This window comes from Pseudomonas sp. 2,4-D (assembly GCF_030418155.1).
Lineage (GTDB): Bacteria > Pseudomonadota > Gammaproteobacteria > Pseudomonadales > Pseudomonadaceae > Aquipseudomonas > Aquipseudomonas alloputida.
In genome coordinates, this window is the sequence record NZ_JAUHUI010000033.1 from 1 (window position 1) to 22,704 (window position 22,704).

The 22,704-nt window shown below is 62.0% G+C and carries 21 protein-coding genes; 4 read left to right on the forward strand and 17 right to left on the reverse strand.

Annotated elements, in window-relative coordinates:
- Nucleotides 1-99: 99 nt before the first annotated feature.
- The 4 genes from QYE47_RS20165 to QYE47_RS20180 all read right to left on the reverse strand — a co-directional run bounded on the left by QYE47_RS20165 (nt 100) and on the right by QYE47_RS20180 (nt 5,469).
- Nucleotides 100-2,946 carry a valine--tRNA ligase gene (locus QYE47_RS20165; RefSeq protein WP_003255103.1) on the reverse strand — a complete coding sequence of 949 codons (2,847 nt, stop codon included), beginning with the start codon at nt 2,944-2,946 and terminating at the stop codon, nt 100-102.
- A gap of 179 nt (nt 2,947-3,125) precedes the next feature.
- On the reverse strand, nt 3,126-3,491 hold the full coding sequence (locus QYE47_RS20170; RefSeq protein WP_019437023.1) for a hypothetical protein: 366 nt from the start codon (nt 3,489-3,491) through the stop codon (nt 3,126-3,128).
- Between the two features lie 5 nt (nt 3,492-3,496).
- Nucleotides 3,497-3,925, reverse strand: a complete 429-nt coding sequence (locus tag QYE47_RS20175) for a DNA polymerase III subunit chi (protein ID WP_014589838.1) — start codon at nt 3,923-3,925, stop codon at nt 3,497-3,499.
- 50 nt (nt 3,926-3,975) lie between these two features.
- Nucleotides 3,976-5,469, reverse strand: coding sequence for a leucyl aminopeptidase (locus QYE47_RS20180; RefSeq protein WP_019437022.1), 1,494 nt, complete (start codon nt 5,467-5,469; stop codon nt 3,976-3,978).
- Nucleotides 5,470-5,770: 301 nt separating this feature from the next.
- Here QYE47_RS20180 and lptF point away from each other — a divergent pair, with 301 nt between their 5' ends.
- Both lptF and lptG read left to right on the forward strand, forming a co-directional pair.
- Nucleotides 5,771-6,886 carry an LPS export ABC transporter permease LptF gene (gene lptF, locus QYE47_RS20185; RefSeq protein ID WP_004575655.1) on the forward strand — a complete coding sequence of 372 codons (1,116 nt, stop codon included), beginning with the start codon at nt 5,771-5,773 and terminating at the stop codon, nt 6,884-6,886.
- Complete coding sequence (gene lptG, locus QYE47_RS20190; RefSeq protein WP_010952171.1) at nt 6,879-7,940, forward strand: LPS export ABC transporter permease LptG; 1,062 nt, start codon at nt 6,879-6,881, stop codon at nt 7,938-7,940. The genes lptF and lptG overlap by 8 nt, the downstream gene beginning before the upstream one ends.
- A gap of 148 nt (nt 7,941-8,088) precedes the next feature.
- On the opposite strand, the gene QYE47_RS20195 is transcribed toward lptG, so the two are convergent.
- From QYE47_RS20195 to QYE47_RS20240, 10 genes are all read right to left on the reverse strand, one after another.
- Nucleotides 8,089-8,577: an RDD family protein gene (locus QYE47_RS20195; protein ID WP_003255094.1), complete on the reverse strand. Its 489-nt coding sequence runs from the start codon at nt 8,575-8,577 to the stop codon at nt 8,089-8,091.
- 89 nt (nt 8,578-8,666) lie between these two features.
- Complete coding sequence (locus QYE47_RS20200; protein ID WP_014589840.1) at nt 8,667-8,876, reverse strand: cold-shock protein; 210 nt, start codon at nt 8,874-8,876, stop codon at nt 8,667-8,669.
- A gap of 357 nt (nt 8,877-9,233) precedes the next feature.
- Nucleotides 9,234-10,355: a glycine cleavage system aminomethyltransferase GcvT gene (gene gcvT, locus QYE47_RS20205; protein ID WP_070383503.1), complete on the reverse strand. Its 1,122-nt coding sequence runs from the start codon at nt 10,353-10,355 to the stop codon at nt 9,234-9,236.
- 27 nt (nt 10,356-10,382) lie between these two features.
- Entirely contained in the window at nt 10,383-11,759 is a 1,377-nt protein-coding gene (locus QYE47_RS20210; protein WP_070383504.1) for an L-serine ammonia-lyase, read from the reverse strand.
- A gap of 149 nt (nt 11,760-11,908) precedes the next feature.
- Entirely contained in the window at nt 11,909-14,764 is a 2,856-nt protein-coding gene (gcvP, locus tag QYE47_RS20215; protein ID WP_014589843.1) for an aminomethyl-transferring glycine dehydrogenase, read from the reverse strand.
- A gap of 11 nt (nt 14,765-14,775) precedes the next feature.
- Entirely contained in the window at nt 14,776-15,159 is a 384-nt protein-coding gene (gene gcvH / locus QYE47_RS20220; protein WP_003255087.1) for a glycine cleavage system protein GcvH, read from the reverse strand.
- 303 nt (nt 15,160-15,462) lie between these two features.
- Nucleotides 15,463-15,930, reverse strand: coding sequence for a DoxX family protein (locus QYE47_RS20225; protein WP_014589844.1), 468 nt, complete (start codon nt 15,928-15,930; stop codon nt 15,463-15,465).
- Nucleotides 15,923-16,696, reverse strand: coding sequence for a putative DNA-binding domain-containing protein (locus QYE47_RS20230; protein WP_014589845.1), 774 nt, complete (start codon nt 16,694-16,696; stop codon nt 15,923-15,925). Before QYE47_RS20230 ends, QYE47_RS20225 begins: the two co-directional genes overlap by 8 nt.
- Complete coding sequence (locus QYE47_RS20235) at nt 16,693-17,526, reverse strand: DUF692 domain-containing protein (protein WP_023389722.1); 834 nt, start codon at nt 17,524-17,526, stop codon at nt 16,693-16,695. Before QYE47_RS20235 ends, QYE47_RS20230 begins: the two co-directional genes overlap by 4 nt.
- A 16-nt stretch (nt 17,527-17,542) precedes the next feature.
- On the reverse strand, nt 17,543-17,830 hold the full coding sequence (locus QYE47_RS20240) for a DUF2282 domain-containing protein (protein ID WP_010952179.1): 288 nt from the start codon (nt 17,828-17,830) through the stop codon (nt 17,543-17,545).
- A gap of 222 nt (nt 17,831-18,052) precedes the next feature.
- On the opposite strand from QYE47_RS20240, the gene QYE47_RS20245 reads away from it, so the two are divergent.
- Complete coding sequence (locus QYE47_RS20245) at nt 18,053-18,637, forward strand: sigma-70 family RNA polymerase sigma factor (protein WP_014589847.1); 585 nt, start codon at nt 18,053-18,055, stop codon at nt 18,635-18,637.
- Nucleotides 18,627-19,268: a DUF1109 domain-containing protein gene (locus QYE47_RS20250; protein WP_014589848.1), complete on the forward strand. Its 642-nt coding sequence runs from the start codon at nt 18,627-18,629 to the stop codon at nt 19,266-19,268. The genes QYE47_RS20245 and QYE47_RS20250 overlap by 11 nt, the downstream gene beginning before the upstream one ends.
- A gap of 77 nt (nt 19,269-19,345) precedes the next feature.
- Here the strand turns inward: QYE47_RS20250 and gltS are convergent, their stop codons facing one another.
- The 3 genes from gltS to QYE47_RS20265 all read right to left on the reverse strand — a co-directional run bounded on the left by gltS (nt 19,346) and on the right by QYE47_RS20265 (nt 22,696).
- Nucleotides 19,346-20,551, reverse strand: a complete 1,206-nt coding sequence (gene gltS / locus QYE47_RS20255) for a sodium/glutamate symporter (protein ID WP_014589849.1) — start codon at nt 20,549-20,551, stop codon at nt 19,346-19,348.
- A 127-nt stretch (nt 20,552-20,678) separates the two neighbouring features.
- Nucleotides 20,679-22,187: a sigma-54-dependent transcriptional regulator gene (locus QYE47_RS20260; protein WP_003255078.1), complete on the reverse strand. Its 1,509-nt coding sequence runs from the start codon at nt 22,185-22,187 to the stop codon at nt 20,679-20,681.
- Between the two features lie 140 nt (nt 22,188-22,327).
- Nucleotides 22,328-22,696, reverse strand: coding sequence for a DUF5064 family protein (locus QYE47_RS20265; protein ID WP_014589850.1), 369 nt, complete (start codon nt 22,694-22,696; stop codon nt 22,328-22,330).
- Between the last annotated feature and the right edge of the window lie 8 nt (nt 22,697-22,704).

Genomic DNA, 22,704 nt, shown 5'->3' on the forward strand with positions numbered 1-22,704 from the left:
CCCACAGGGTGGTGGCGCCTTGAAGGTTGGCGCCGTCCTGTGGGAGCGGCCTTGTGTCGCGAAAGGGCCGTGCAGCGACCCCAACGGTCTCTCTAGTGATTACAGCGCTGCAATCCGCGCATGCTGCTCGGTGAAGTTGGCCAGGGCCTGTTCGGACTCGGCCAGCTTGGCGCGTTCCTTCTCGATCACCGCAGGCGGGGCCTTGTCGACGAAGGCTGCGTTGGACAGCTTGCCGCCAACACGTTGCACTTCACCTTGCAGACGCTGGATTTCCTTGTTCAGGCGCGCCAGCTCGGCATCCTTGTCGATCAGCCCGGCCATTGGCACCAGCACCTGCAGGTCACCGACCAGGGCGGTAGCGGACAGCGGCGCTTCGTCGGCATCACCCAGTACGGTGAACGACTCGACCTTGGCCAGCTTCTTCAGCAGCGCTTCGTTTTCCTGCAGGCGGCGCTGGTCGTCGGCGTTGGCGTTCTTCAGGAACAGCGGCAGCGGCTTGCCCGGGCCGATGTTCATTTCGGCGCGGATATTGCGCAGGCCGACCATCAACTCTTTCAGCCACTCGATGTCGCCTTCGGCAGCGGCGTCAATGCGTGCTTCGTTGGCCACTGGCCATGGCTGCAGCATGATGGTCTTGCCGTCGATGCCGGCCAGCGGCGCGATGCGCTGCCAGATTTCTTCGGTGATGAACGGCATGAACGGATGTGCAAGACGCAGTGCCACTTCCAGTACGCGCACCAAAGTGCGGCGAGTGCCGCGGGCGCGCTCTACCGGGGCATTTTCGTCCCACAGTACTGGTTTGGACAGCTCCAGGTACCAGTCGCAGTACTGGTTCCAGATGAACTCGTACAGCGCCTGGCTGGCCAGGTCGAAGCGGAACTGCTCCAGCTGGCGGGTTACTTCAGCTTCGGTACGCTGAAGCTGCGAGATGATCCAGCGGTCGGCCAGCGACAGCTCGTAAGCTTCGCCGTTCTGGCCGCAGTCTTCGCCCTTGTCCAGGACGTAGCGGGCAGCGTTCCAGATCTTGTTGCAGAAGTTGCGGTAGCCTTCGACGCGGCCCATGTCGAACTTGATGTCGCGGCCTGTCGAAGCCAGCGAGCAGAAGGTGAAGCGCAGGGCGTCGGTGCCGTAGCTGGCAATACCTTCGGGGAACTCGGCCTTGGTCTGCTTGGCGATCTTCTCGGCAAGCTTGGGCTGCATCATGCCGCTGGTGCGTTTTTCCAGCAGGGCGTCGAGGGTAATACCGTCGACGATGTCCAGCGGGTCCAGCACGTTGCCTTTGGACTTGGACATCTTCTGGCCCTGGCCGTCTCGTACCAGGCCGTGTACGTATACGGTCTTGAACGGTACCTGCGGGGTGCCGTCTTCGTTCTTGATCAGGTGCATGGTCAGCATGATCATGCGCGCAACCCAGAAGAAGATGATGTCGAAGCCAGTCACCAGCACGTCGGTGGAGTGGAACTTCTTGAGGAATTCGGTCTGTTCCGGCCAGCCCAAGGTGGAGAATGTCCACAGGCCCGAGCTGAACCAGGTGTCGAGTACGTCGTCATCCTGACGCAGGACCACGTCGGCGCCCAGCTTGTGCTTGGCGCGCACTTCTTCCTCGTTGCGGCCAACGTAGACCTGGCCGGCCTCGTCGTACCACGCTGGAATGCGGTGGCCCCACCACAGTTGGCGGCTGATGCACCAGTCCTGGATATCGCGCATCCAGGAGAAGTACATGTTCTCGTATTGCTTGGGCACGAACTGGATGCGGCCATCTTCTACGGCGGCGATGGCAGGCTCTGCCAGCGGCTTGGTGGAAACGTACCACTGGTCGGTCAGCCACGGCTCGATGACCGTGCCGGAGCGGTCGCCTTTCGGCACTTTCAGGGCGTGGTCGTCGATGCTGACCAGCAGGCCCTGGGCGTCCAGGTCGGCGACGATCTGCTTGCGCGCGACAAAGCGGTCAAGGTTGGCGTACTGGGCCGGCAGTTGGGTGTCGACCTGCTCGTTAACGCTGCCGTCGAGGTTGAAGGCCTGGGCGCTGGCCAGCACGAAGGCGTTCTTGTCGAAGATGTTCAGCAGCGGCAGGTTGTGACGCTTGCCGACTTCGTAGTCGTTGAAGTCGTGGGCCGGGGTGATCTTCACGCAACCGGTACCGAACTCGGGGTCGCAGTAGTCATCGGCGATGATCGGGATGCGGCGGCCGACCAATGGCAGTTCGACGAATTTGCCAATCAGTGCCTGATAGCGTTCGTCGTTCGGGTTGACGGCCACGGCAGCGTCACCCAGCAGGGTTTCCGGGCGCGTGGTGGCAACTACCAGGTAGTCCTGGCCTTCGGCGGTCTTGGCGCCGTCGGCCAGCGGGTAGCGCAGGTTCCACAGGTGGCCTTTCTCGTCGTGGTTTTCCACTTCGAGGTCGGAGATGGCCGTGTGCAGCTTGGTGTCCCAGTTGACCAGGCGCTTGCCGCGGTAGATAAGGCCGTCTTCATGCAGGCGCACGAACGCTTCCTTTACCGCTTCGGAGAGGCCGTCGTCCATGGTGAAGCGTTCGCGGCTCCAGTCTACCGACGAGCCCAGGCGGCGAATCTGGCGGCTGATGTTGCCACCGGACTGATCCTTCCATTCCCAGACTTTTTCCAGGAACTTTTCGCGGCCCAGGTCATGACGGTTCTGGCCTTTGGCTTCAAGTTGGCGCTCGACCAGCATCTGCGTGGCGATACCCGCGTGATCGGTACCCGGCTGCCACAGGGTGTCGCGGCCTTGCATGCGGCGGAAACGGATCAGGGCGTCCATGATCGCGTTGTTGAACCCGTGGCCCATGTGCAGGCTGCCGGTTACGTTCGGCGGCGGGATCATGATGGTGTAGGACTCGCCTGCACCTTGTGGAGCGAAATAGTTCTCGGACTCCCAGGTGTTGTACCAGGAAGTTTCGATTGCGTGCGGCTGGTAGGTCTTATCCATGCGCGGCGGGACCCTGTGCATTTATTCGGGAAAGCCGGGAAGTATAACCAAGCTGGGGGCCGCAGGCGACAAGCTGCTGACAACTGTCGGAACAGAGTCGCCTGCTTCGCGGGCAAAGCGCAGGCTTCGAACCTGTGGGAGCGGGCGCGCCCGCGAAGCAGGCGACACCGTTGCCGGTTCTACTCGGAACGCTTGATCAGCCGCTCGATCCGCGCATCCAGCCGGCGCTTGATTTCGTTCTCGATATGCGGGGTAAAGTCGTTGATCACGTCCTGCATGATCATCTGTGCTGCGGCGCGCAGCTCGCTTTCCAGGTGCAGCAGGGTGTCCTGGCGGCGGGTCTGCGGGTCGTCCTCAGGTTCGGCAGCTACCGGTTCGGTGGGTGCCGCGGGGTCGCTGGCGGCTTCGTCCAGCAGCAACGGAATCTGCTCTACCGTCTCGGTGAGCAGTGGCGGTTGCAGGTCGGCGTCGCCAAGCAGCTGACGGATCGACTCGAGGTCATCGAGCAGATGGGCGGAATCGGGCAAAGGGGAGGGCTTGTCCATCGTCGTCAAAGTCGCTGTAAGCGGTGGTCTTGCAGAGCATAGCCCTGTTCACGGTAGAAACGGAATCGTTCACGGGCTGATTGGCGGATAGCCGGCTCTTCAACAACGATTTCGGCCACCCGCTCGAACTGCCCGACAAAGCCCGGCACGCTGGCGCCGAGGTTGATCAGCAGACCGTGGTGCTCGCCGGCGTTGTCAGTCAGGCCCAGAACCACGTCAGCATCGGCATGCACCTCGGCGAGGTCGTGGGGCACGAAGGCCTCGCCCTTGAAGCGCCACAAGCGTTGGTCCAGTTCAATGCGCTGTTCTGCATCCTGGCAGTGCAGATAGACCCGGTGGCCGAGGCGCCAGGCCTTCTCGCACAGCTTGCAGGCGAAATCGAGCCGCGCCGACAGCGAGTCGGTGGGCAGAATGTAGAAGTCGACTTTGCTCATGGTGGAAATCGCCGGCCGGTGGCGCGCAAGGCACCACCGGCTTCACGGCTTCAGGCGCCAGCGCGGTCCAGCAGGTACTGGGTCAGCAGAGGTACCGGGCGGCCAGTGGCGCCTTTGTCCTTGCCGCCACTGACCCAGGCGGTACCGGCAATGTCCATGTGCGCCCAGTTGTACGCTTTGGCGAAGCGCGACAGGAAGCAACCCGCGGTGATCGTACCGGCCTTCGGCCCACCGATGTTGCCCATGTCGGCGAACGGGCTGTCCAGTTGCTCCTGGTATTCCTCGAACAGCGGCAATTGCCAGGCACGGTCGTCGGCGCGCTTGCCGGCATCGAGCAACTGCCCGACCAGGTCGTCGTTATTGCCCATCAGGCCGGAGGTGTGGCTGCCCAGGGCGACGATGCATGCGCCGGTCAGGGTGGCGATGTCGATGACCGCCTGCGGCTTGAAGCGCTCGGCGTAGGTCAGGGTGTCGCACAGCACCAGACGGCCTTCAGCGTCGGTGTTGAGGATTTCCACGGTCTGGCCGCTCATGGTGGTGACGATGTCACCTGGGCGGGTGGCACCGCCGCTTGGCATGTTCTCGGCGCAGGCCAGCAGGCACACCAGGTTGATCGGCAGTTGCAGCTCGAGCACTGCACGCAGGGTGCCGAACACGCTGGCGGCGCCGCACATGTCGTACTTCATTTCATCCATGCCGGCGCCTGGCTTGAGGCTGATGCCGCCGGTGTCGAAGGTAATGCCTTTACCCACCAGCACGAATGGCTTGTCGGCCTTTTTGCCGCCCTGGTAATTGAGCACGATCAGGCGTGGCGGCTGGTCGCTGCCCTGGCCCACGGCGTAGAACGCGCCCATGCCCAGGTCCTTGATCTTTTTCTCGTCCAGTACTTCAACCTTGAGGGCCTTGTGCGCCTTGCCCAGCTCTTTCGCCTGTTCGGCCAGGAAGCTTGGGTGGCAAAGGTTGGGCGGCAGGTTGCCGAGGTCGCGGGTGAAGGCCATACCGCTGGCGATGGCGCTGGCATGCTTGACCGCACGCTCGACTTCGGCCTGGCCGGCTTTGTCGGCCAGCAGGGTGACCTTTTTCAGCGCACGCGGCTCGGCTTTCTGGCTTTTGAAACGGTCGAACACATATTCGCCGTCCAGCAGGGTTTCGGCCAGCAGGCGGTACTTGCCGTAATGGGCGTCGCGGTTGCTGACCGCGATATCGTCTAGGGCCAGTACTGCGTCAGCGCCGTTCAGGCCCTTGAGCACGCCAGCGACACTGGCCACCAGTTTGCGCCAGGCGCGGTCGCCAAGGGCTTCTTCCTTGCCGCTGCCCACCAGCAGCACGCGCTCGGCCTTCAGGCCCGGAAGGTTCTGTAGCAGCAGGGTCTGGCCCGGTTTGCCGGCCAGGTCGCCGCGTTTGAGCACGGCGCTGATGGCGCCTTCGCAGGCCTGGTCGACAGCCTGGGCAACAGCGCCGAGCTTGCGTTTTTCACCGATTGGAAGGACCAGGGTGGCGGTTTTTACAGATGCAGCAGCTACGCTTTTTACAACCAGTTCCATGTCAGGATCCCCGAATGATCGATACGAATGGCGCTGTGTGTTCCAGCGCTCTGGACGGGCCTGGCCGCGTCGTCGCGCACCAGCGGAAAAGCTGCCAGTTTGAGCCTGTGGCAAGCGTGCTGACAACCCCGATGTGCGCCTTCGTACGCGGCCAAGTGACAGGGGCGGTCAATCACAGGATAATGCGCGCACTTTACATGGAGGTTCGCCTTTGGCGAACCGGCATTGGTCTTGGATGTACTAAGTCATTGTTTGGCGCCATTGCATGGCAGTCCGCCCTGACAACCCAGGAGTGTCTGGTTTGATCGTCTTTCGTTATCTGTCCCGCGAGGTCCTGGTCACCTTGAGCGCCGTCAGCGCTGTGCTGTTGGTGATCATCATGAGCGGGCGCTTCATCAAGTACCTGGCCCAGGCTGCCCAGGGCGTGCTCGACCCTGGCGTGTTGTTCCTGATCATGGGCTTCCGCTTGCCAGGCTTCCTGCAACTGATCCTGCCTCTGGGGCTGTTCCTCGGCATCCTCCTGGCTTACGGGCGCCTGTACCTGGAAAGCGAGATGACCGTGCTGTCGGCCACTGGCATGAGCCAGCAGCGCCTGCTGGGCATGACCATGGCGCCGGCTGCCCTGGTTGCCCTGCTGGTGGCCTGGCTGAGCCTGAGCCTGGCCCCCCTGGGCGTTGCCCAGGTGCAGCAGATCATCAGCCAGCAGGATGCCCTGACCGAGTTCGACACCTTGGTCCCGGGCCGCTTCCAGACCTTGCGTGATGGCTCGCGGGTAACCTATACCGAGCAACTGTCGGATGACCGCATCAACCTGGGCGGGGTGTTCATCTCCGAGAAGCGCTTCAACCAGGACAAGACCAAGGATCGCGCCCCGTCGGTGTTGGTCGCCGAGAAAGGCCACCAGGAAATCCAGGCCGACGGCAACCGCTACCTGGTGCTGGAAAACGGTTACCGCTACGACGGCAACCCGGGCCAGGCCGACTATCGCGCCATCAAGTACGACACCTACGGTGTGCTGCTGCCCAAGCCGGAAGTCGCCGAGGAAGTGACCGAGCGCGAAGCGCTTCCCACCTCCGAACTGATCGGCAAGGAGGGCCTGCGTGAGCGCGCCGAGCTGCAATGGCGGCTGTCGCTGCCGATCCTGGTGTTCGTCGTCACCCTGCTGGCGGTGCCACTGTCGCGGGTCAACCCGCGCCAGGGCCGCTTCCTCAAGCTGCTGCCGGCAATTCTTCTGTACATGGCCTACCTGACAATGCTGATTTCCGTACGCGGCGCCCTCGAGAAGGGCAAACTGCCGATCGCCCTGGGCATGTGGTGGGTCCACGGCCTGTTCCTGCTGATCGGCCTTGGCCTGATGTACTGGGAGCCGCTGCGCCTGAAACGTGCCGCCCGCCGTGCGGAGGTGGCCCATGGCTAAGCTCGATCGCTACATCGGCCAGAGCGTGCTGCTGGCCATCCTGGCGGTGCTGGGGATCATCCTCGGCCTGGCTTCGCTTTTCGCCTTCATCGATGAAATGGGCGACCTGAGTGACACCTACACGGTGATGGAAGCGGGCAACTTCGTCCTGCTTACCGCACCTCGGCGGCTGTATGAAATGCTGCCAATGGCCGCCCTGATCGGTTGCCTGATCGGCCTGGGCAGTCTGGCCAGCAGCAGCGAGCTGACCATCATGCGTGCGGCCGGCGTGTCCATCGGCCGTATCGTCTGGGCGGTGATGAAGCCGATGCTGGTGCTGATGCTGGTGGGGCTGCTGATTGGCGAATATGTGGCACCGGTGACCGAGAACAAGGCCCAGGCCGACCGTTCCCTGGCCCAGGGTGGTGGTGAAGCACAAAGCTCAAAACGTGGCATGTGGCACCGCCAGGGCGAGGAGTACGTGCACATCAACGCCGTACAGCCCGATGGCCTGCTGCTGGGCGTGACCCGCTACCGCTTCGACAGCGAGCGCAAGATTGTCACCTCGAGCTTTGCCCGCCGTGCGCAGTACCAGAACGACCACTGGCTGCTCGCCGATGTGCGTACCACCTACTTCCGCGGCGACCACACCGAGGTGGTCAACGCGCCGGAGGAGCGCTGGGATGTTTCGCTCACGCCAGAACTGCTCAATACCGTGATCCTCGCGCCGGAGTCGCTTTCGATTACCGGGTTGTGGGATTACATCCACTACTTGTCTGATCAGGGGCTGAACAACTCCCGCTACTGGCTGGCGTTCTGGACCAAGGTGCTGCAGCCGATGGTAACGGCGGCCCTGGTGCTGATGGCGATCTCGTTCATCTTTGGCCCGCTGCGTTCGGTAACCCTTGGTCAGCGCGTGTTCACGGGTGTACTGGTGGGCTTCGTGTTTCGCATTGGCCAGGACCTGCTTGGGCCGTCGAGCCAGGTATTCGGCTTCCCGCCACTGCTGGCGGTGGTGATACCAGCGGGCATCTGTGCCTTGGCCGGTGTGTGGTTGTTGCGCCGGGCAGGTTAATAGCCTGAGCTGCACAAGAAAGCCGACCTCAGGGTCGGCTTTTTCATGGGTGTTAATCTGGCCCGGCCTCTTCGCGGGTAAACCCGCTCCTACAGGTATCGCGCAGGCATCAGGAAACGGCCCGAACCGGCAACTCCAATCCTCTGGCTCATTTCTTCTGTTTAGGCACTCGCACCAGCTGGCTTTCCGAATAGATGTCATGCCAACCACGCTTGCGCTTGTCGATCAGCACCCAGAAAAAACCCAGCCCCAGGCACAGCCATGAGGCGATCGACACGACGAACCGCAACAGCGCCTGCCACAGGCTGATGGCCGAGCCATCGGCATTCTGCACCCGAACGCCCCATACCTGCATACCCAGCGTCTGCCCGCCGTGGGTCCAGAACTTGGCAAAGAAGCCGAACAGGGCAAACAGCAATACCGTAGACAGCAATGGGTCGCCATCCAGTGCGCCGGCCTCGGTCAGCTCGCGCATGCGTGCTTCGCCGATGATCGACATCTGAATCATCTTGTAGGCGCCGGCGGTCACGATCAGCAGTGCGGTGCACAGTAAAAAGTCATAGAACATCGCTGCCAGGCGCCGGCCCAGGCCGACCGGCGGAAAATCTCCCTGGGGAGTGAGTAGAGGCTTGGACATGCAGGACGCTCCAAAAGACGAGCCCACTATTCTACGGGCAAAAAAAAGCCCCTGCACTTGGCAGGGGCTTTTCAAAGTCTGGCGCTGGATCAGACAGGTTGAACCTTGTCAGCCTGCATGCCTTTCTGGCCCTGGACTGCTTCGAAGGTGACTTGCTGGCCTTCTTTCAGGCTCTTGAAGCCGTTGCCTTCAATAGCGCGGAAGTGAACGAAGAGATCCGGACCGCTTTCTGGGGTGATGAAGCCGTAACCTTTTTCGTCATTGAACCACTTGACGGTACCCTTCTGACGCTCAGCCATTGTCTTATTTCCTATGAAACTTAAATTTTGATGACAGTTACTTTCGCACTTTTTTGTAAGCGAAAGATTACTGGGCTGGGTTGCAGGAAGTAAGAGACGTCGAACGGGTTGTAGCAAATCTCGGCTACTGGCCCAGGTCACGAACTGTTGCGACCCATGCAAACACAGTGCAGTGACTCTACGCCAACTCCCGAGCGAAAAACAAGCCCTTGGTCGTATGGAAAACTGGCGGCTTGCCGATAACCGACCGATTTGTCGGAAACGGCATGGCGCCTGGCCTGGCGCCATGTTCAAAAGTTATTGTGCAGGTTCGAAAACGAATATGTCTACGCTGCCCAAAACCTTCACAAAGCCGTTTCAGCCACGGTAGTAACGTGGTGTCACGAAAGGCATTTTACTGACTTTCAAGGCCACCTTCTTGCCGCGCACGACAGCAAAAAGTGGCGTGTCGAGGGCGCTATGTTCACTATCGATATAACCCATTGCAACCGGTGCGCCGAGTGTCGGGCCAAATCCGCCGCTGCACACTTTGCCTACCGGTTTGTCGTTGGCATCTACTATATCCGCACCCTCACGTACTGGCGTGCGCTCTTGCGGCAACAGGCCGACACGTTTGCGCGCCACGCCATCGCGCTGTTGGGTGAAGATCGCCTCGGCGCCCGGGAAACCCGCTGCGCGTGCACCATCGGCACGGCGCACTTTGGAAATCGCCCACAGCAGGCTGGCTTCGATCGGCGTAGTCTCGCTGTTCATGTCATGGCCATACAGGCACAGGCCAGCTTCCAGGCGCAGCGAGTCGCGTGCGCCCAAGCCGATCGGCTGTACTTCCGGCTCGGCCAGCAGGCGGCGAGCCAGGGCGTCGGCAGCGTTGACCGGTACCGAGATCTCGTAGCCGTCTTCGCCGGTGTAGCCCGAGCGGCTGACGAAGCAGTCCACCTCCAGCAGTGTTACTCGGCGGAACTGCATGAAGGTCATGCCGGCCACTTCTGGGGCCAGGCGTTCCAGCACCTTGACTGCAGCCGGGCCTTGCAGGGCGAGCAGGGCACGCTCCTCGAACAGCGGCTGCACCTCGCAACGGTTGCCAATGTGGGATTGCAGGTGAGCCAGGTCCTGGTCCTTGCAGGCAGCGTTGACCACCAGGAACAGGGTGTCGTCGCCCAGGTTGGCCACCATCAGGTCATCGAGAATGCCGCCTTGATCATTGGTGAACATGGCATAGCGCTGCATGCCCACCGGCAGGTCGATGATGTCCACCGGTACCAGGCTTTCCAGCGCCTTGGCGGCGTCAGCGCCTCGCAGAATGATCTGGCCCATGTGCGAGACGTCGAACAGGCCGGCCTGCTCGCGGGTGTGCAGGTGCTCCTTGAGCACGCCCAGCGGGTACTGCACCGGCATGTCGTAGCCGGCGAACGGCACCATGCGCGCACCCAGTTCCAGGTGCAGGGCGTGCAGTGGGGTCTTGAGCAGTGTTTCGGACATCGGTGACTCCTTGGTGTTGTTGTCGGGTCAACATTCGATGATGTTGACGGCCAGGCCGCCACGGGCGGTCTCTTTGTATTTGCTTTTCATGTCGGCGCCGGTCTGGCGCATGGTGCGGATGACCTTGTCCAGCGACACGTAGTGCTGCCCGTCGCCGCGCAGGGCCATGCGGACCGCGTTGATGGCCTTCACCGAGCCCATCGCATTGCGCTCGATACAGGGCACCTGCACGAGGCCGCCGATCGGGTCGCAGGTCAGGCCCAGGTTGTGTTCCATGCCTATTTCGGCGGCGTTCTCCACCTGCTGCACGCTGCCGCCCATCACTTCGCACAGCGCCCCGGCGGCCATCGAGCAGGCGACGCCGACCTCGCCCTGGCAGCCCACTTCGGCCCCGGAGATGGAGGCGTTTTCCTTGTACAGGATGCCGATGGCTGCGGCAGTGAGCAGAAAGCGCACCACCCCGTCCTCGCTGGCACCGGGGACGAAGCGCATGTAGTAGTGAAGGACTGCCGGGACGATGCCCGCTGCGCCGTTGGTAGGGGCGGTGACCACACGACCGCCATTGGCGTTTTCCTCGTTCACCGCCAAGGCGTAGAGGTTGACCCAGTCGAGCACAGACAGGGCGTCACGCAGGCTGGCTTCCGGGTGGCCGCTCAGTTGGCGGTACAGGGCCGGCGCGCGGCGTTTGACCTTGAGCCCTCCTGGCAATATGCCCTCATGCTGGCAACCTGCCGTGACGCAATCTTGCATCACCTGCCAGATGCGCAGCAGCCCGGCTCGGGTTTCTGCTTCAGGGCGCCAGGCGGACTCGTTGGCCAGCATCACCTGGCTCACCGACAGGTCATGCGCGGTGCAGTGGCCGAGGAGCGCCTTGGCGGTCTTGAACGGATAGGCCAGCACCGTTGTGTCCTCGACGATGCGGTCGTGGCCGGCAGCGTCCTCGTCGACCACGAAACCACCGCCAACCGAGTAGTACTCGCGGCTTCGGATTTGCAGGCCTGCGTCGTCGAACGCGCGGAAGATCATGCCATTGGGGTGGTAGTCCAACGGCTTGCGGATCATCGCCAGGTGCTGCTTTTCGATGAACGCAATGCTTTGCTCGCCCAGCAGGTTGATGCGTCCGCTGTCGCGGATGACCTGAAGGCGGGCGGGAATGCTGTCGGTGTCGATAATGTCCGGGTGTTCGCCTTCAAGGCCCAGCAGCACGGCTTTGTCACTGCCGTGGCCTTTGCCTGTGGCGCCCAGTGAGCCATACAGCTCGGCTTTGACGCTGGCGGTGCGGGCCAGCAGGCCGTCACGGCGCAGCCCTTCGGCAAACCGCGCAGCGGCGCGCATCGGGCCGACCGTGTGGGAGCTGGAGGGACCGATGCCGATCTTGAACAGGTCGAAGACGCTCAGTGACATGTTGACCTCCTGCCAGTTTGTTGGGCGGACGTTGAGCCCTGTAGGAGCGGTTTACCCGCGAATGCGGCGGTATAGCCACCATCGCATTCGCGGGTGAACCCGCTCCTACACAGAGCCCGCCACCCAAGCCAGGTGGCGGGGTGGGGCTATCAGACGTCCTGATAGCTCTCGATCGACGGGCAGGCGCACACCAGGTTGCGGTCGCCGAACACGTTGTCGACCCGGCCGACCGGCGGCCAGTACTTGCCTTCCACCAGGCTCGCCAGGGGGTATACCGCCTGCTCGCGGCTGTAGCCATGGGTCCATTCGCCAACCAACTCAGCCGCAGTATGCGGTGCGTTTTTCAGCGGGTTGTCGTCCTTGTCCAGGCTACCGTTCTCCACCGCGCGGATTTCTTCGCGGATCTGGATCATGGCGTTGCAGAAGCGGTCCAGTTCTTCTTTGGACTCACTCTCGGTCGGTTCGATCATCAGCGTGCCAGCCACCGGGAAGGACATGGTCGGAGCGTGGAAGCCGAAGTCGATCAACCGCTTGGCCACGTCGTCGACACTGATGCCGCTGGTGTCCTTCAGTGGGCGCAGGTCGAGAATGCACTCGTGAGCCACCAGGCCGTTACCGCCGGTATACAGAACAGGATAGTGCTCTTCCAGGCGGCGGGCGATGTAGTTGGCGTTGAGGATTGCCATCTGCGAGGCACGTTTGAGGCCGGCACCGCCCATCATGCGGATATACATCCATGTGATTGGCAGGATGCTGGCGCTACCGAAGGGCGCAGCGCATACCGCGCCCTGGGTGTTTTCCAGCTGGGCATGGCCTGGCAGGAACGGCGCCAGGTGCGACTTGACGCCAATCGGGCCAACGCCCGGGCCACCACCACCGTGCGGGATGCAGAAGGTCTTGTGCAGGTTCAGGTGGGAAACGTCGCCGCCGAACTTGCCGGGTGCGCACAGTCCGACCATGGCGTTCATGTTGGCGCCATCGATATACACCTGGCCACCGTTGTCGTGGATGATCGCGCAGATTTCGCCGATCGCTTCCTCGAACACGCCGTGGGTCGACGGGTAGGTGATCATGATTGCAGCCAGGCGCTCGCGGTGCTCGATGGCTTTGGCGCGCAGGTCCTCGACATCGACGTTGCCACGGGCGTCACAGGCGGTAACCACGACACGCATGCCAGCCATGTGTGCGGTGGCCGGGTTGGTGCCATGGGCCGACGATGGGATCAGGCAGATATCGCGGTGGCCTTCACCACGGCTGCGGTGGTAGGCGCGGATCGCCAACAGCCCGGCGTATTCGCCCTGCGAGCCGGCGTTGGGCTGCAGCGACACGGCATCATAGCCAGTGGCCGCGCACAGCATGGCCTCCAGTTCGGTGGTCATCTGCAGGTAGCCCTGGCTCTGCTCGGCCGGGGCGAATGGGTGCAGGTTGCCGAACTCGGCCCAGGTGACCGGGATCATTTCGCTCGCGGCGTTCAGCTTCATGGTGCACGAGCCCAGCGGGATCATGCTGCGGTCCAGCGCCAGGTCCTTGTCGGCCAGGCGGCGCAGGTAGCGCATCAGCTCGGTTTCGCTGTGGTAGCGGTTGAACACCGGGTGTTCGAGAATGGCCGACTGGCGCAGCAGGGCAGCAGGCAGCAGGGAACCGGTGCTGGCGGCCAGTGCGGTGAAGTCAGGCTGTGCCTGCTCGCCACCCAACAGCTGCCACAGCGACTCGACGTCAGCCTGAGTGCTGGTTTCGTCCAGAGACAGGCCCACATGGGCGGCATCGATCTGGCGCAGGTTGATGCCCTGGGCGCGTGCCTTGTCATGCAGGCTGGCGGTGGCAGTGCCGGTGGCCAGGGTCAGGGTATCGAAGGCGCTGGCGCCCACCACTTGTACGCCCAGCGCCTTCAGGCCGGCGGCGAGGATCGCGGTCAGGGCGTGGGTGCGCTCGGCAATGCGCTTGAGGCCGGCAGGGCCGTGGTACACGGCGAACATGCTGGCGATGTTGGCCAGCAGCACCTGGGCGGTGCAGATGTTGCTGGTGGCCTTTTCGCGGCGAATGTGCTGCTCGCGGGTCTGCATGGCCAGACGCAGGGCGGTTTTGCCGAAGCGGTCGATCGACACGCCGACCAGGCGGCCAGGCATGTCGCGTTTGAACGCGTCGCGGGTGGCGAAGTAAGCCGCGTGCGGGCCACCGAAGCCCAGTGGCACGCCGAAGCGCTGGGCGCTGCCGATGGCCACGTCGGCGTCGAATTCGCCCGGTGGGGTCAGCAGGGTCAGGGCCAGCAGGTCTGCCGCTACGGCGACCAGGGCGTTGGCAGCATGGAAGCGCTGTACGACCTCGCGGTAGTCGAACACTTCACCGTTGCTGGCCGGGTATTGCAGCAGGGCGCCGAAGAAGGCGCTGACATCGCCCAGCTCGCGTTCGTCGCCAACCACAACCTCGATACCCAGCGGCTCGGCACGGGTGCGCAGCACGTCGAGGGTTTGCGGGTGACAGTGCACGGAGGCGAAGAAGGCATGGCTGGACTTGTTCTTCGACAGGCGCTTGCAGAAGGTCATGGCCTCGGCCGCAGCAGTGGCTTCGTCGAGCAAGGAGGCGTTGGCGATCGGCAGGCCGGTGAGGTCGCTGATCAGGGTCTGGAAGTTCAGCAGCGCTTCCAGGCGGCCCTGGGAAATTTCTGGCTGATACGGGGTGTAGGCGGTGTACCAGGCCGGGTTTTCCAGCAGGTTGCGCAGAATCGGCGCCGGAGTGTGGGTGTTGTAGTAGCCCTGGCCGATGTAGCTTTTGAACAGCTGGTTCTTGCCGGCGATGGCCTTGAGTGCGGCAAGTGCGTCGGCCTCGCTCTGGCCGTCGTGCGAGCCAAGCACGCTGGTACCTTTGATGCTGTCGGGGATGACCGCAGCGGTCATGGCGTCCAGCGAGTCGAAGCCCAGTGCAGTGAGCATGGCCTGTTCGTCAGCGGCGCGCGGGCCTATGTGACGGGCGATGAATTCGTTGGCGGTGCCGAGGTTGATGGTCATGGCGGGATTCCTCAGGCGTCGTCGTTGGCTTTGAGCAGGCGATCGTAGGCGTCCTGGTCGAGCAGAGCGGTTACCGCTTCTGCATCGGCAGGGATGAAGCGGAAGAACCAGCCTTCGCCCATCGGGTCTTCGTTGACCAGTTCCGGGCTGTCTTCGAGCTGGCCGTTGACCTCGACCACTTCACCCGTCAGTGGCATGTACACGCCGCTGGCGGCCTTGACCGATTCGACGGTGGACGCTTCGCTGCCTTTCTCATACTGCTGCAACTCTGGCAGTTGCACGAAAACCACGTCGCCAAGGGCATTCTGGGCGTAGGCGGTGATGCCCACGGTGACGCTGCCATCGGCTTCGACGCGCAGCCATTCGTGATCTTCAGTGAAACGCAACTCGCTCATGGGGAATCCTCGGGAAGCAGGGCGTTGGGGGCGCGGTGGCGCCGCGCTCTTAGGGTAGAATTCCCTTAGCAATAATGCGGCCAACCAATAAAACTTATTATTTATCAATGGGTTACGTAAATAGAGGTGAAGGCCGTATTTTTCGTGTGGAATGATATCGTTACAGATACTCATGGGAGGAAAAGGGTTTGAGCATCAAACCCTTGTGCACCCACGGCGAGGAGGGTGTGTATCGTTTTCGCTACGACGTAGCGAAAACGATACATGTGGTGCCTGGACTGGCGAGGTGCCAATGGCCTTCGGTCATCTCACTTTCAGCAGATGATCCAGCGAAAACGCGCCGGCGCCTCGGGCAACCAGGAGCAGCAAGAGCCCTGCCCAGGTCAGGTGGGTGGGCCACGCATCGGGGTAGACGAACACTTCGATCACCAGAGTCATGCCCAGCAGTGCCAGCGCCGATAGCCGGGTCATCAGCCCGAGCACCAGCAACAGCGGGAACAAGTGCTCAGCGTAGGCGGCCAAGTGCGCTGCAAGCCAGGGCGAGAGTAGCGGCAGCGCGTACTCGGTGCGGAACAGCTCATAGGTGCCGGGTGTAAGGGTGAGGAAACCCTCCACTTTGGTGCGTCCGGAAAGAAAGAATATCGAGGCGATCCCGAACCGGGCGACCAGGCACAACAGGTCATCGCTCAAACGGCGCTCGAGGCTCTGTGCAACGTGGTTCCAGGCGCGCCGCAGGCTGCTGGCCGGGGGCGTGAAATCGGCACTAGCCATGATGGTGTTCTCCTGTGAAAGCGAGTGGGCGAAAAGCCTGGGCCGTCATCAGGCGCCCGAGCATCTCGGTGAAATCCAGGTCGGTTTCAGCGTGTCGCGCCAGGTCCGAGGCCTGCATCAGCGACTGTCCGGCAGCACAGGCCTTGAGAAACGCATGGCCACCTTTTCCCAGTGGTTGGTGGCATACGCCATCAGCGGAGCCGACAAACAGCACCCCTTCGCCCACCCATGGCTGGTCATCGGGCCAGGCAACCTGCTCGCGGGCGCAGCGCCACAGGCTGTAAACAGGGTGCGCCTCGCACCAGTACCAGCGAGCACTGGCACGGGGGTGCAAGCAACCGTGATCAAGATCGCTGGGGGTCATGCCTGCCAGCTCGACAAGGTTCAGGCACGTTTCGTACGGCGCACTGAAGGCTTCGGTCCAACGCAGGTCCAGGCGGGCGACTTCCGCCAAATACGGCACAGCGTGCTGTGACTGAATGTCTTCGAGGAAATCCGGGAAGGTCGCGCCGTAGCAGATCAGCCGGGGATCGCTGGGGGGGAATTGCCGCGCATAGACTGCCGCGGTCTCATCCATCCAGGCGCGCCCGACGAGTGTGCACACGCTCGGAAAGTTTGCGCGCAGCGCATCCACGCAGCCGGCCAACACCGTGTTGCGATAAACCGCGAACGCCGCTTGTTCGGTCACTCCCGAAAGCTGAGGAGCGGGACGGGAATAGAGAGCCTCGATGAACGCTTGCTGGAACTGACCAAGGGAAAGGTTCATGGCAATACACCTGGGCGAGTCATGATCGACTGTGCGATGGACCGTTCAGCAAGCAGTTCGGTGAACGGGGGAAGCTTGTCGTCACGTTCAATGAGGGTCGGGCGCGGGCCGACACGGGAAACCAGTTTGCGGTACAGCGCCCATACAGGCTCGACCACCTGCGCATCATGAGAGTCGATCAACAGGCTGCCTTGGTCATCGTCGCTGTGCCCGGCCAGATGAATTTCTGTGATGGCTTGCGCTGGAAAGCGGTCCAGGTAGGCAGTTGCCGAGAACCCCAGATTGTGAGCACTCACATAGACGTTGTTGATGTCCAGCAGCAGACCACAACCGGTGCGACGTGTCAGTTCGTCAAGAAAGTCGATCTCGTCCCAGTCATGGCCCTGCAGCTGCAAGTAATGACTGGGGTTTTCGATGGATATCCGCCGGCCCAATACCTCCTGGCATCGCTGGATGTTTTCAGCGATGCGCCGCAGGGCTTCGTTGCTGCGCGGAAATGGCAGCAGGTCTGGATGGTAGTGTCCCTGCCAGGTTGACCAGGCCAGGTGCTCTGATACAAGTACCGGTTTGGTCTGATCGCACAGTGCGCGCAGACGCTGCAGATGGTCCTGATCGGGGGCCGCGTCAGCCGCAAGCGAAAGTGCCACACCGTGCAATGAAACCGGGTGCCGTTCTGCGATTCGGTTCAGCCAGGCAAGGCGAGGGCCTCCGACCATGTAGTTCTCCGGGTGAACTTCAAACCAGAGCCCTTCGAGATTGCACGCCAGCGCCTGGTCGTAGTGCTCGGCCTTCAGGCTGACTCCGGCGCCCATTCGTGCGTCTGCGTTCATGGTCGGTTTCCCCTGATCAAGACTTGATAGGTGTCAGCGAGCCCATGCCGGCGGGTGTCTTGATCGATGTGCAGGTGCCGGCGGGGACGTTTTTCCAGTGCATGCCGTCGTAGTCCTTCTTCGCACTGCCAGCGCAGCTGGTGCCGGCGCCGGCCTTGCAATCGTTCTTTCCTGCCATGGCGACGCCGTAGCATTTTTCCATGGCAGCGCCATTGCCTGCGGGTTGCGTGCTGTCGGCCGCCATGGCGGCGCCTGCAAGCGTGGCAAGCGCGAGCGCTGCGGTGGTGAGGGCGAGGGTTTTCATGGTCAATCTCCTGAGAGTGTGGCCGTGGTCTATACCGGCGGCTCATGGAGTAATTCGTGCCTCGCGTAAAAAGGGTTACAGCCTTGGGAGAATTTTTTCAGGGCCTGTCTTCACAAGCTGATGTCGAGGCCAAGGGCATGGCATATTTGCAGCACCTGCGTGCCACACGCCGGGAGCGGATGAATCAAGTCAATTGTATTCAGGGTGTAACCCAGGCGACCCATGCAGCGAACTAACTCACAGGATGAGCTCGAGGCTCGCGAGGCCCGATTGAAAGCACTGTTGCTTCGGGGGCTGACAGGCGACCAGCTGGCCTATCAGGATTTTCTTGGCACGCTTGCGCTGCATGTACGTGCGTTTCTGCGCAGCCGTCTGAGCAGGCGCCCGGCCGAGATAGAGGACATGGTGCAGGATGTGCTGCTGGCGGTACATAACGCGCGCCACACTTACCTGCCGCAGCAGCCTTTGACTGCTTGGGTGCAGGCGATCGCCCGTTACAAGCTGGCGGATCATCTGCGAAGTGTTTCACGTCGCGACGCCCGGCATGATGTGCTGGATGATGATGCGCAACTGTTTGCCGTCTCGGAGGTTGAATCAACCGAGGCCAGCCGAGACCTGACCAAGTTGCTCAAGCAACTGCCAGAGCGGCAACGACTGCCGATTGTTCATGTCAAGCTGGAGGGGTTGTCTGTCGAAGAGACGGCACAACTTACCGGGCTTTCCAGTTCAGCGGTAAAGGTTGGGATACATCGAGGTCTGAAAGCGCTATCCAGGCTGATTGGAGGAGCCAACAACCATGAAGACTGACGATTTGATTGCCTTGCTGGCCGCAGGCGAAGGGCCAGTGCCGCGCCACGCCGTTAGCAGGCGGATGGCAGTGGCTGTGCTGGGCGGGCTGACCGCAGCACTGCTGCTGACTATTACCCTTTACGGTGTACGCAGTGATATCACAGAGGTCGCACAAACCCCGCTGTTCTGGGGCAAAGTCGCCTTTCCAACCAGCTTGGCGTTGATCGGGCTGTGGTTGACGAGCCGCTTGGCCAGGCCAGGAGGGAAGGGCGCTGCAGGCTGGAAAATGCTTGGCTTGCCACTGCTGCTGGTTTGGTGCGGGGCGGCGGTCAGTATCGCCGGGGCGCCTGTGGATGCGCGCGCCGAACTGTTGTTCGGGCGCACATGGCGTACCTGCGCACTGAATATCGCGTTGTTGTCGGTGCCGGCCTTTGTCACCGTGTTCTGGGCGCTGAAAGGCCTGGCGCCCACCCGCTTGCGGCTGGCAGGTGCTGCCGGTGGCCTGCTGGCGGGCTCGAGCGCAACGGTGGCCTACTGCCTGCATTGCCCGGAAATGGGCGTGCCGTTCTGGGGTGTGTGGTATGTCCTCGGCATGCTCGTGCCGACGGTGTTTGGTGCCTGGTGGGGCCCCCGTATGCTGCGTTGGTAGGCTGTGCCGGCAGGCCCCACGCAACTCAGAACGACGTTCTGATTGCCTGCCCTGTCTTCAAAGGCTAGTGACCTCGTTTAACCCGCAACAAACCAGGGCAATGCCAGGTACAGCTTGATCACGATGACATTGATGATGTCGATGAAGAACGCCCCCACCATCGGCACCACCAGGAAGGCGAGGTGCGAGGCCCCATAGCGTTGTGTCACCGCTTGCATGTTGGCGATGGCTGTCGGTGTAGCACCCAGGCCGAAGCCACAGTGGCCGGCAGCCAGGACTGCTGCATCGTAGTTGCGCCCCATTACCTTGAACGTCACGAAGATTGCGAACAGCGCCATGACCAGTGTCTGTGCGGCCAACAAAGTAAAGAAGGGTAATGCCAGGGCTGCCAGGTCCCACAACTTGAGCGACATCAAGGCAATGGCCAGAAACAGGGACAAACTCACATTGCCCAGTACCGACACTTCCCGTTCGAATACTTTGTAAACGCCTAAAGCCCGAAGCCCATTGCGTAACAGCACGCCGACGAAGAGTACGCAAACAAATGTCGGCAGTTCGAATGCTGTGCCTTTCAACAAGCCATTAAGTAATGTACCGGTCAGTAAGCTGACAGCAATAAGTGCCAGAGTTTCTATAAATGAAAACGAGGTGATCAGGCGCTCTCTGTCCGGTTGTTCAAAGCCCTTGGGTAACTGGGGTGCTTCTTCTTGCACCCCAGGCGTTTCGACCCGTTTGATCAGCAACCGGGCGACTGGACCACCAATCAAACCGCCCAACACCAGGCCGAAAGTGGCAGAGGCCATTGCCAGTTCCGAAGCCGAAGCCAGGCCGAACCGCTCGGTGAAAGTCGCGCCCCAGGCAGCGCCTGTGCCGTGGCCACCCGACAAGCTGATCGAACCGGCCAGCAGGCCCATCAGCGGGTCGAGCCCCAATGCTGTTGCCAGGCCGATGCCCATGGCGTTCTGAACCATTAGCAAACCCGTCACCACCAGAAGGAATACGGCGACCACCCGTCCACCCTTCTTCAGGCTTGCGAAGTCTGCACTCAAGCCGATGGTAGCGAAGAATGCCAGCATCAACGGTGTTTGCAACGAGGTATCAAATTGGACGTGTACATCGAAACTGCGCAATGCCAGGAGTGACAAGGCAACGACCAGGCCGCCTGCAACAGGCTCCGGGATATTGTATGCGCGCAGGAAACCAATGCGTGCGACCAGGCCGCGTCCCAGTAGCAGTACCAAAGAGGCGGCTACAAGTGTCCCGTAAAAATCGAGTTCGAACATCAGGGTACTCTTCGTTCAAGGTGACAAGCAAAATTACAATGTCGCCATTCTACGGGGAGCACTCCAGTCAAATGTGGCTGAGCGGCTAGGAAAAGTCCGATTCAATTATGGGTTTTGACCACAGTCGTTATGGTTTCCCGGGTATTCCATATTTACGCAGCCTCTGCGCGATAGCCGTGTGCGAAGTTTGCAAGCGCCCGGCCAGTTGCCGTGTTGACGGGTAGCTGGCGTATAAGCGCTGTAACAGTTCGCGCTCGAAATCACCTACAGCCTGTTCCAGGCTGGCCACTTCGCCATCTTGCCCGCGTGCCACCGAGGTGCCGGCGATGTCCAGGTCGCCGATATCCACCAGGTTGCCCTCGCAGATCGCCGCGGCGCGGAAGATCACGTTCTGCAACTGGCGCACATTGCCCGGCCAAGGGTTGGCCAGCAGTGCCGAATGAGTGGAGGGGGTCAGCCGACAGGCTGGGCGCTGGATCTGCGTGCACGCCTGCTGCATGAAGAAGTGCGCCAGCATCAGGATGTCCTGGCCACGGTCGCGAAGCGGCGGTACCTCCAGGTTAAGCACGTTCAGACGGTAGAACAGGTCTTCGCGGAAGCTGCCTTCGGCGACCATGCGCTCCAGATCGCGGTGGGTGGCGCTGATGATGCGCACATCCACCTTCACTTCGCGGTCGCCACCCACCCGGCGGAAGCTGCCATCGCTGAGAAAACGCAGCAGCTTGGCCTGCAGGTATGGCGACATTTCACCAATTTCATCGAGAAACACGGTGCCCTGGTTGGCCAGTTCCATCAGCCCAGGCTTGCCACCTCGTTGCGCGCCGGTAAAGGCCCCGGGCGCGTAGCCGAACAGCTCGCTTTCGGCCAGGCTCTCGGGCAGCGCTGCGCAGTTCAGGGCCAGGAACGGGGCCGCGTGACGGCTGCTGACGGCATGGCAGGCGCGGGCTACCAGTTCTTTGCCCGTGCCGGTCTCGCCGTGCACCAGCAGCGGTGCATCGAGCGCAGCAACGCGTAAGGCACGGGCTTTGAGGGTGCGGATGGCCGGCGACTCGCCCAGCAAGGCATCGAAGCCTTCAGCGTGGTCGTGGTGCAGGGCCGACAGGCGTTCGCCCATACGCGAGGGGGGGTACAGCGTCAGCAGGCCACCGGCGTTGGTAATCGGCATGGCGTCCAGCAGCAGGCTATGGCCGTTCAGCTGCATTTCGCGCATGGGCAGGTGGAAGTTGTTGTCCAGCAGCGCTTGCAGCAGCGCGGGGTCGCCAAACAGCTCACCCACCGAGCGCCCGGCAGATTCGCGACCGCACAGTTCGATCAGCGCCGGGTTGGCCAACAGCACCAGGCCTGCGCTGTCCACCGCCAGCACTGGGTCGCTCATGGCGGCCAGCAGGGCATCGAGTTGCAGGTGGCGGCGCTGGCCGGGGAGGATGTCGACCACGTCCACCGATTGCACGCCGTGTACTTCGAACAGCGCGTCGTGCAGTTCTTCAAGTACGGCGGGGCTGAGGGTGGGGGCGTCGATGTAGACGTTCGGCGGGACCATCTCCACGGCGTCCAGGTTGAGGTTGCGGGCACCGAGCAGGGCGAGGACTTCCTGGGTGATGCCGACGCGGTCGATGAAGCTGACGTGGATGCGCATGGGGTTCGAACAGTTGGCAATGGAGGCCGCCAGTATGCCCTGAGACGGGTGTCAGGCCCAAGGTTGGCGGTGGCGCATTCGCGGGCGTGCCCGCTCCCACAGGGTTGCTGCTGTAGGGGCAGGCTTGCTCGCGAAAAGGGTCACTCCAGATGTTCAGGTTTGATCGGGTCGCCCGATTTCACATCGAGCTTTTCGCGAATGTCCGCGAACATATGGTCATAGAGCTTGTGCGGCGAACTCAGGGTCTCGAATTTCTTCGGCGGCGCCAGATACGACTGCGCCTTGCGGGTCAGTAGCATGAGGAAGCTGGGCAGGACCTGGTCCTTGGCCAGGAAGAACTTTTCTTCCACTGGCTTGCCTTCAATGCTTCCATGCATGTGGAACTGAATACCTCTGCCTTCCTTGGGGTCCGACACGGCCTCGTACTCGATATTCAGGTCATAGCTGTGGTCGGCGTTGTTCAGCGCAGTGCGCTCGATGTGTACATGACCGGAGTGATACTGGGCCATGGCTATCT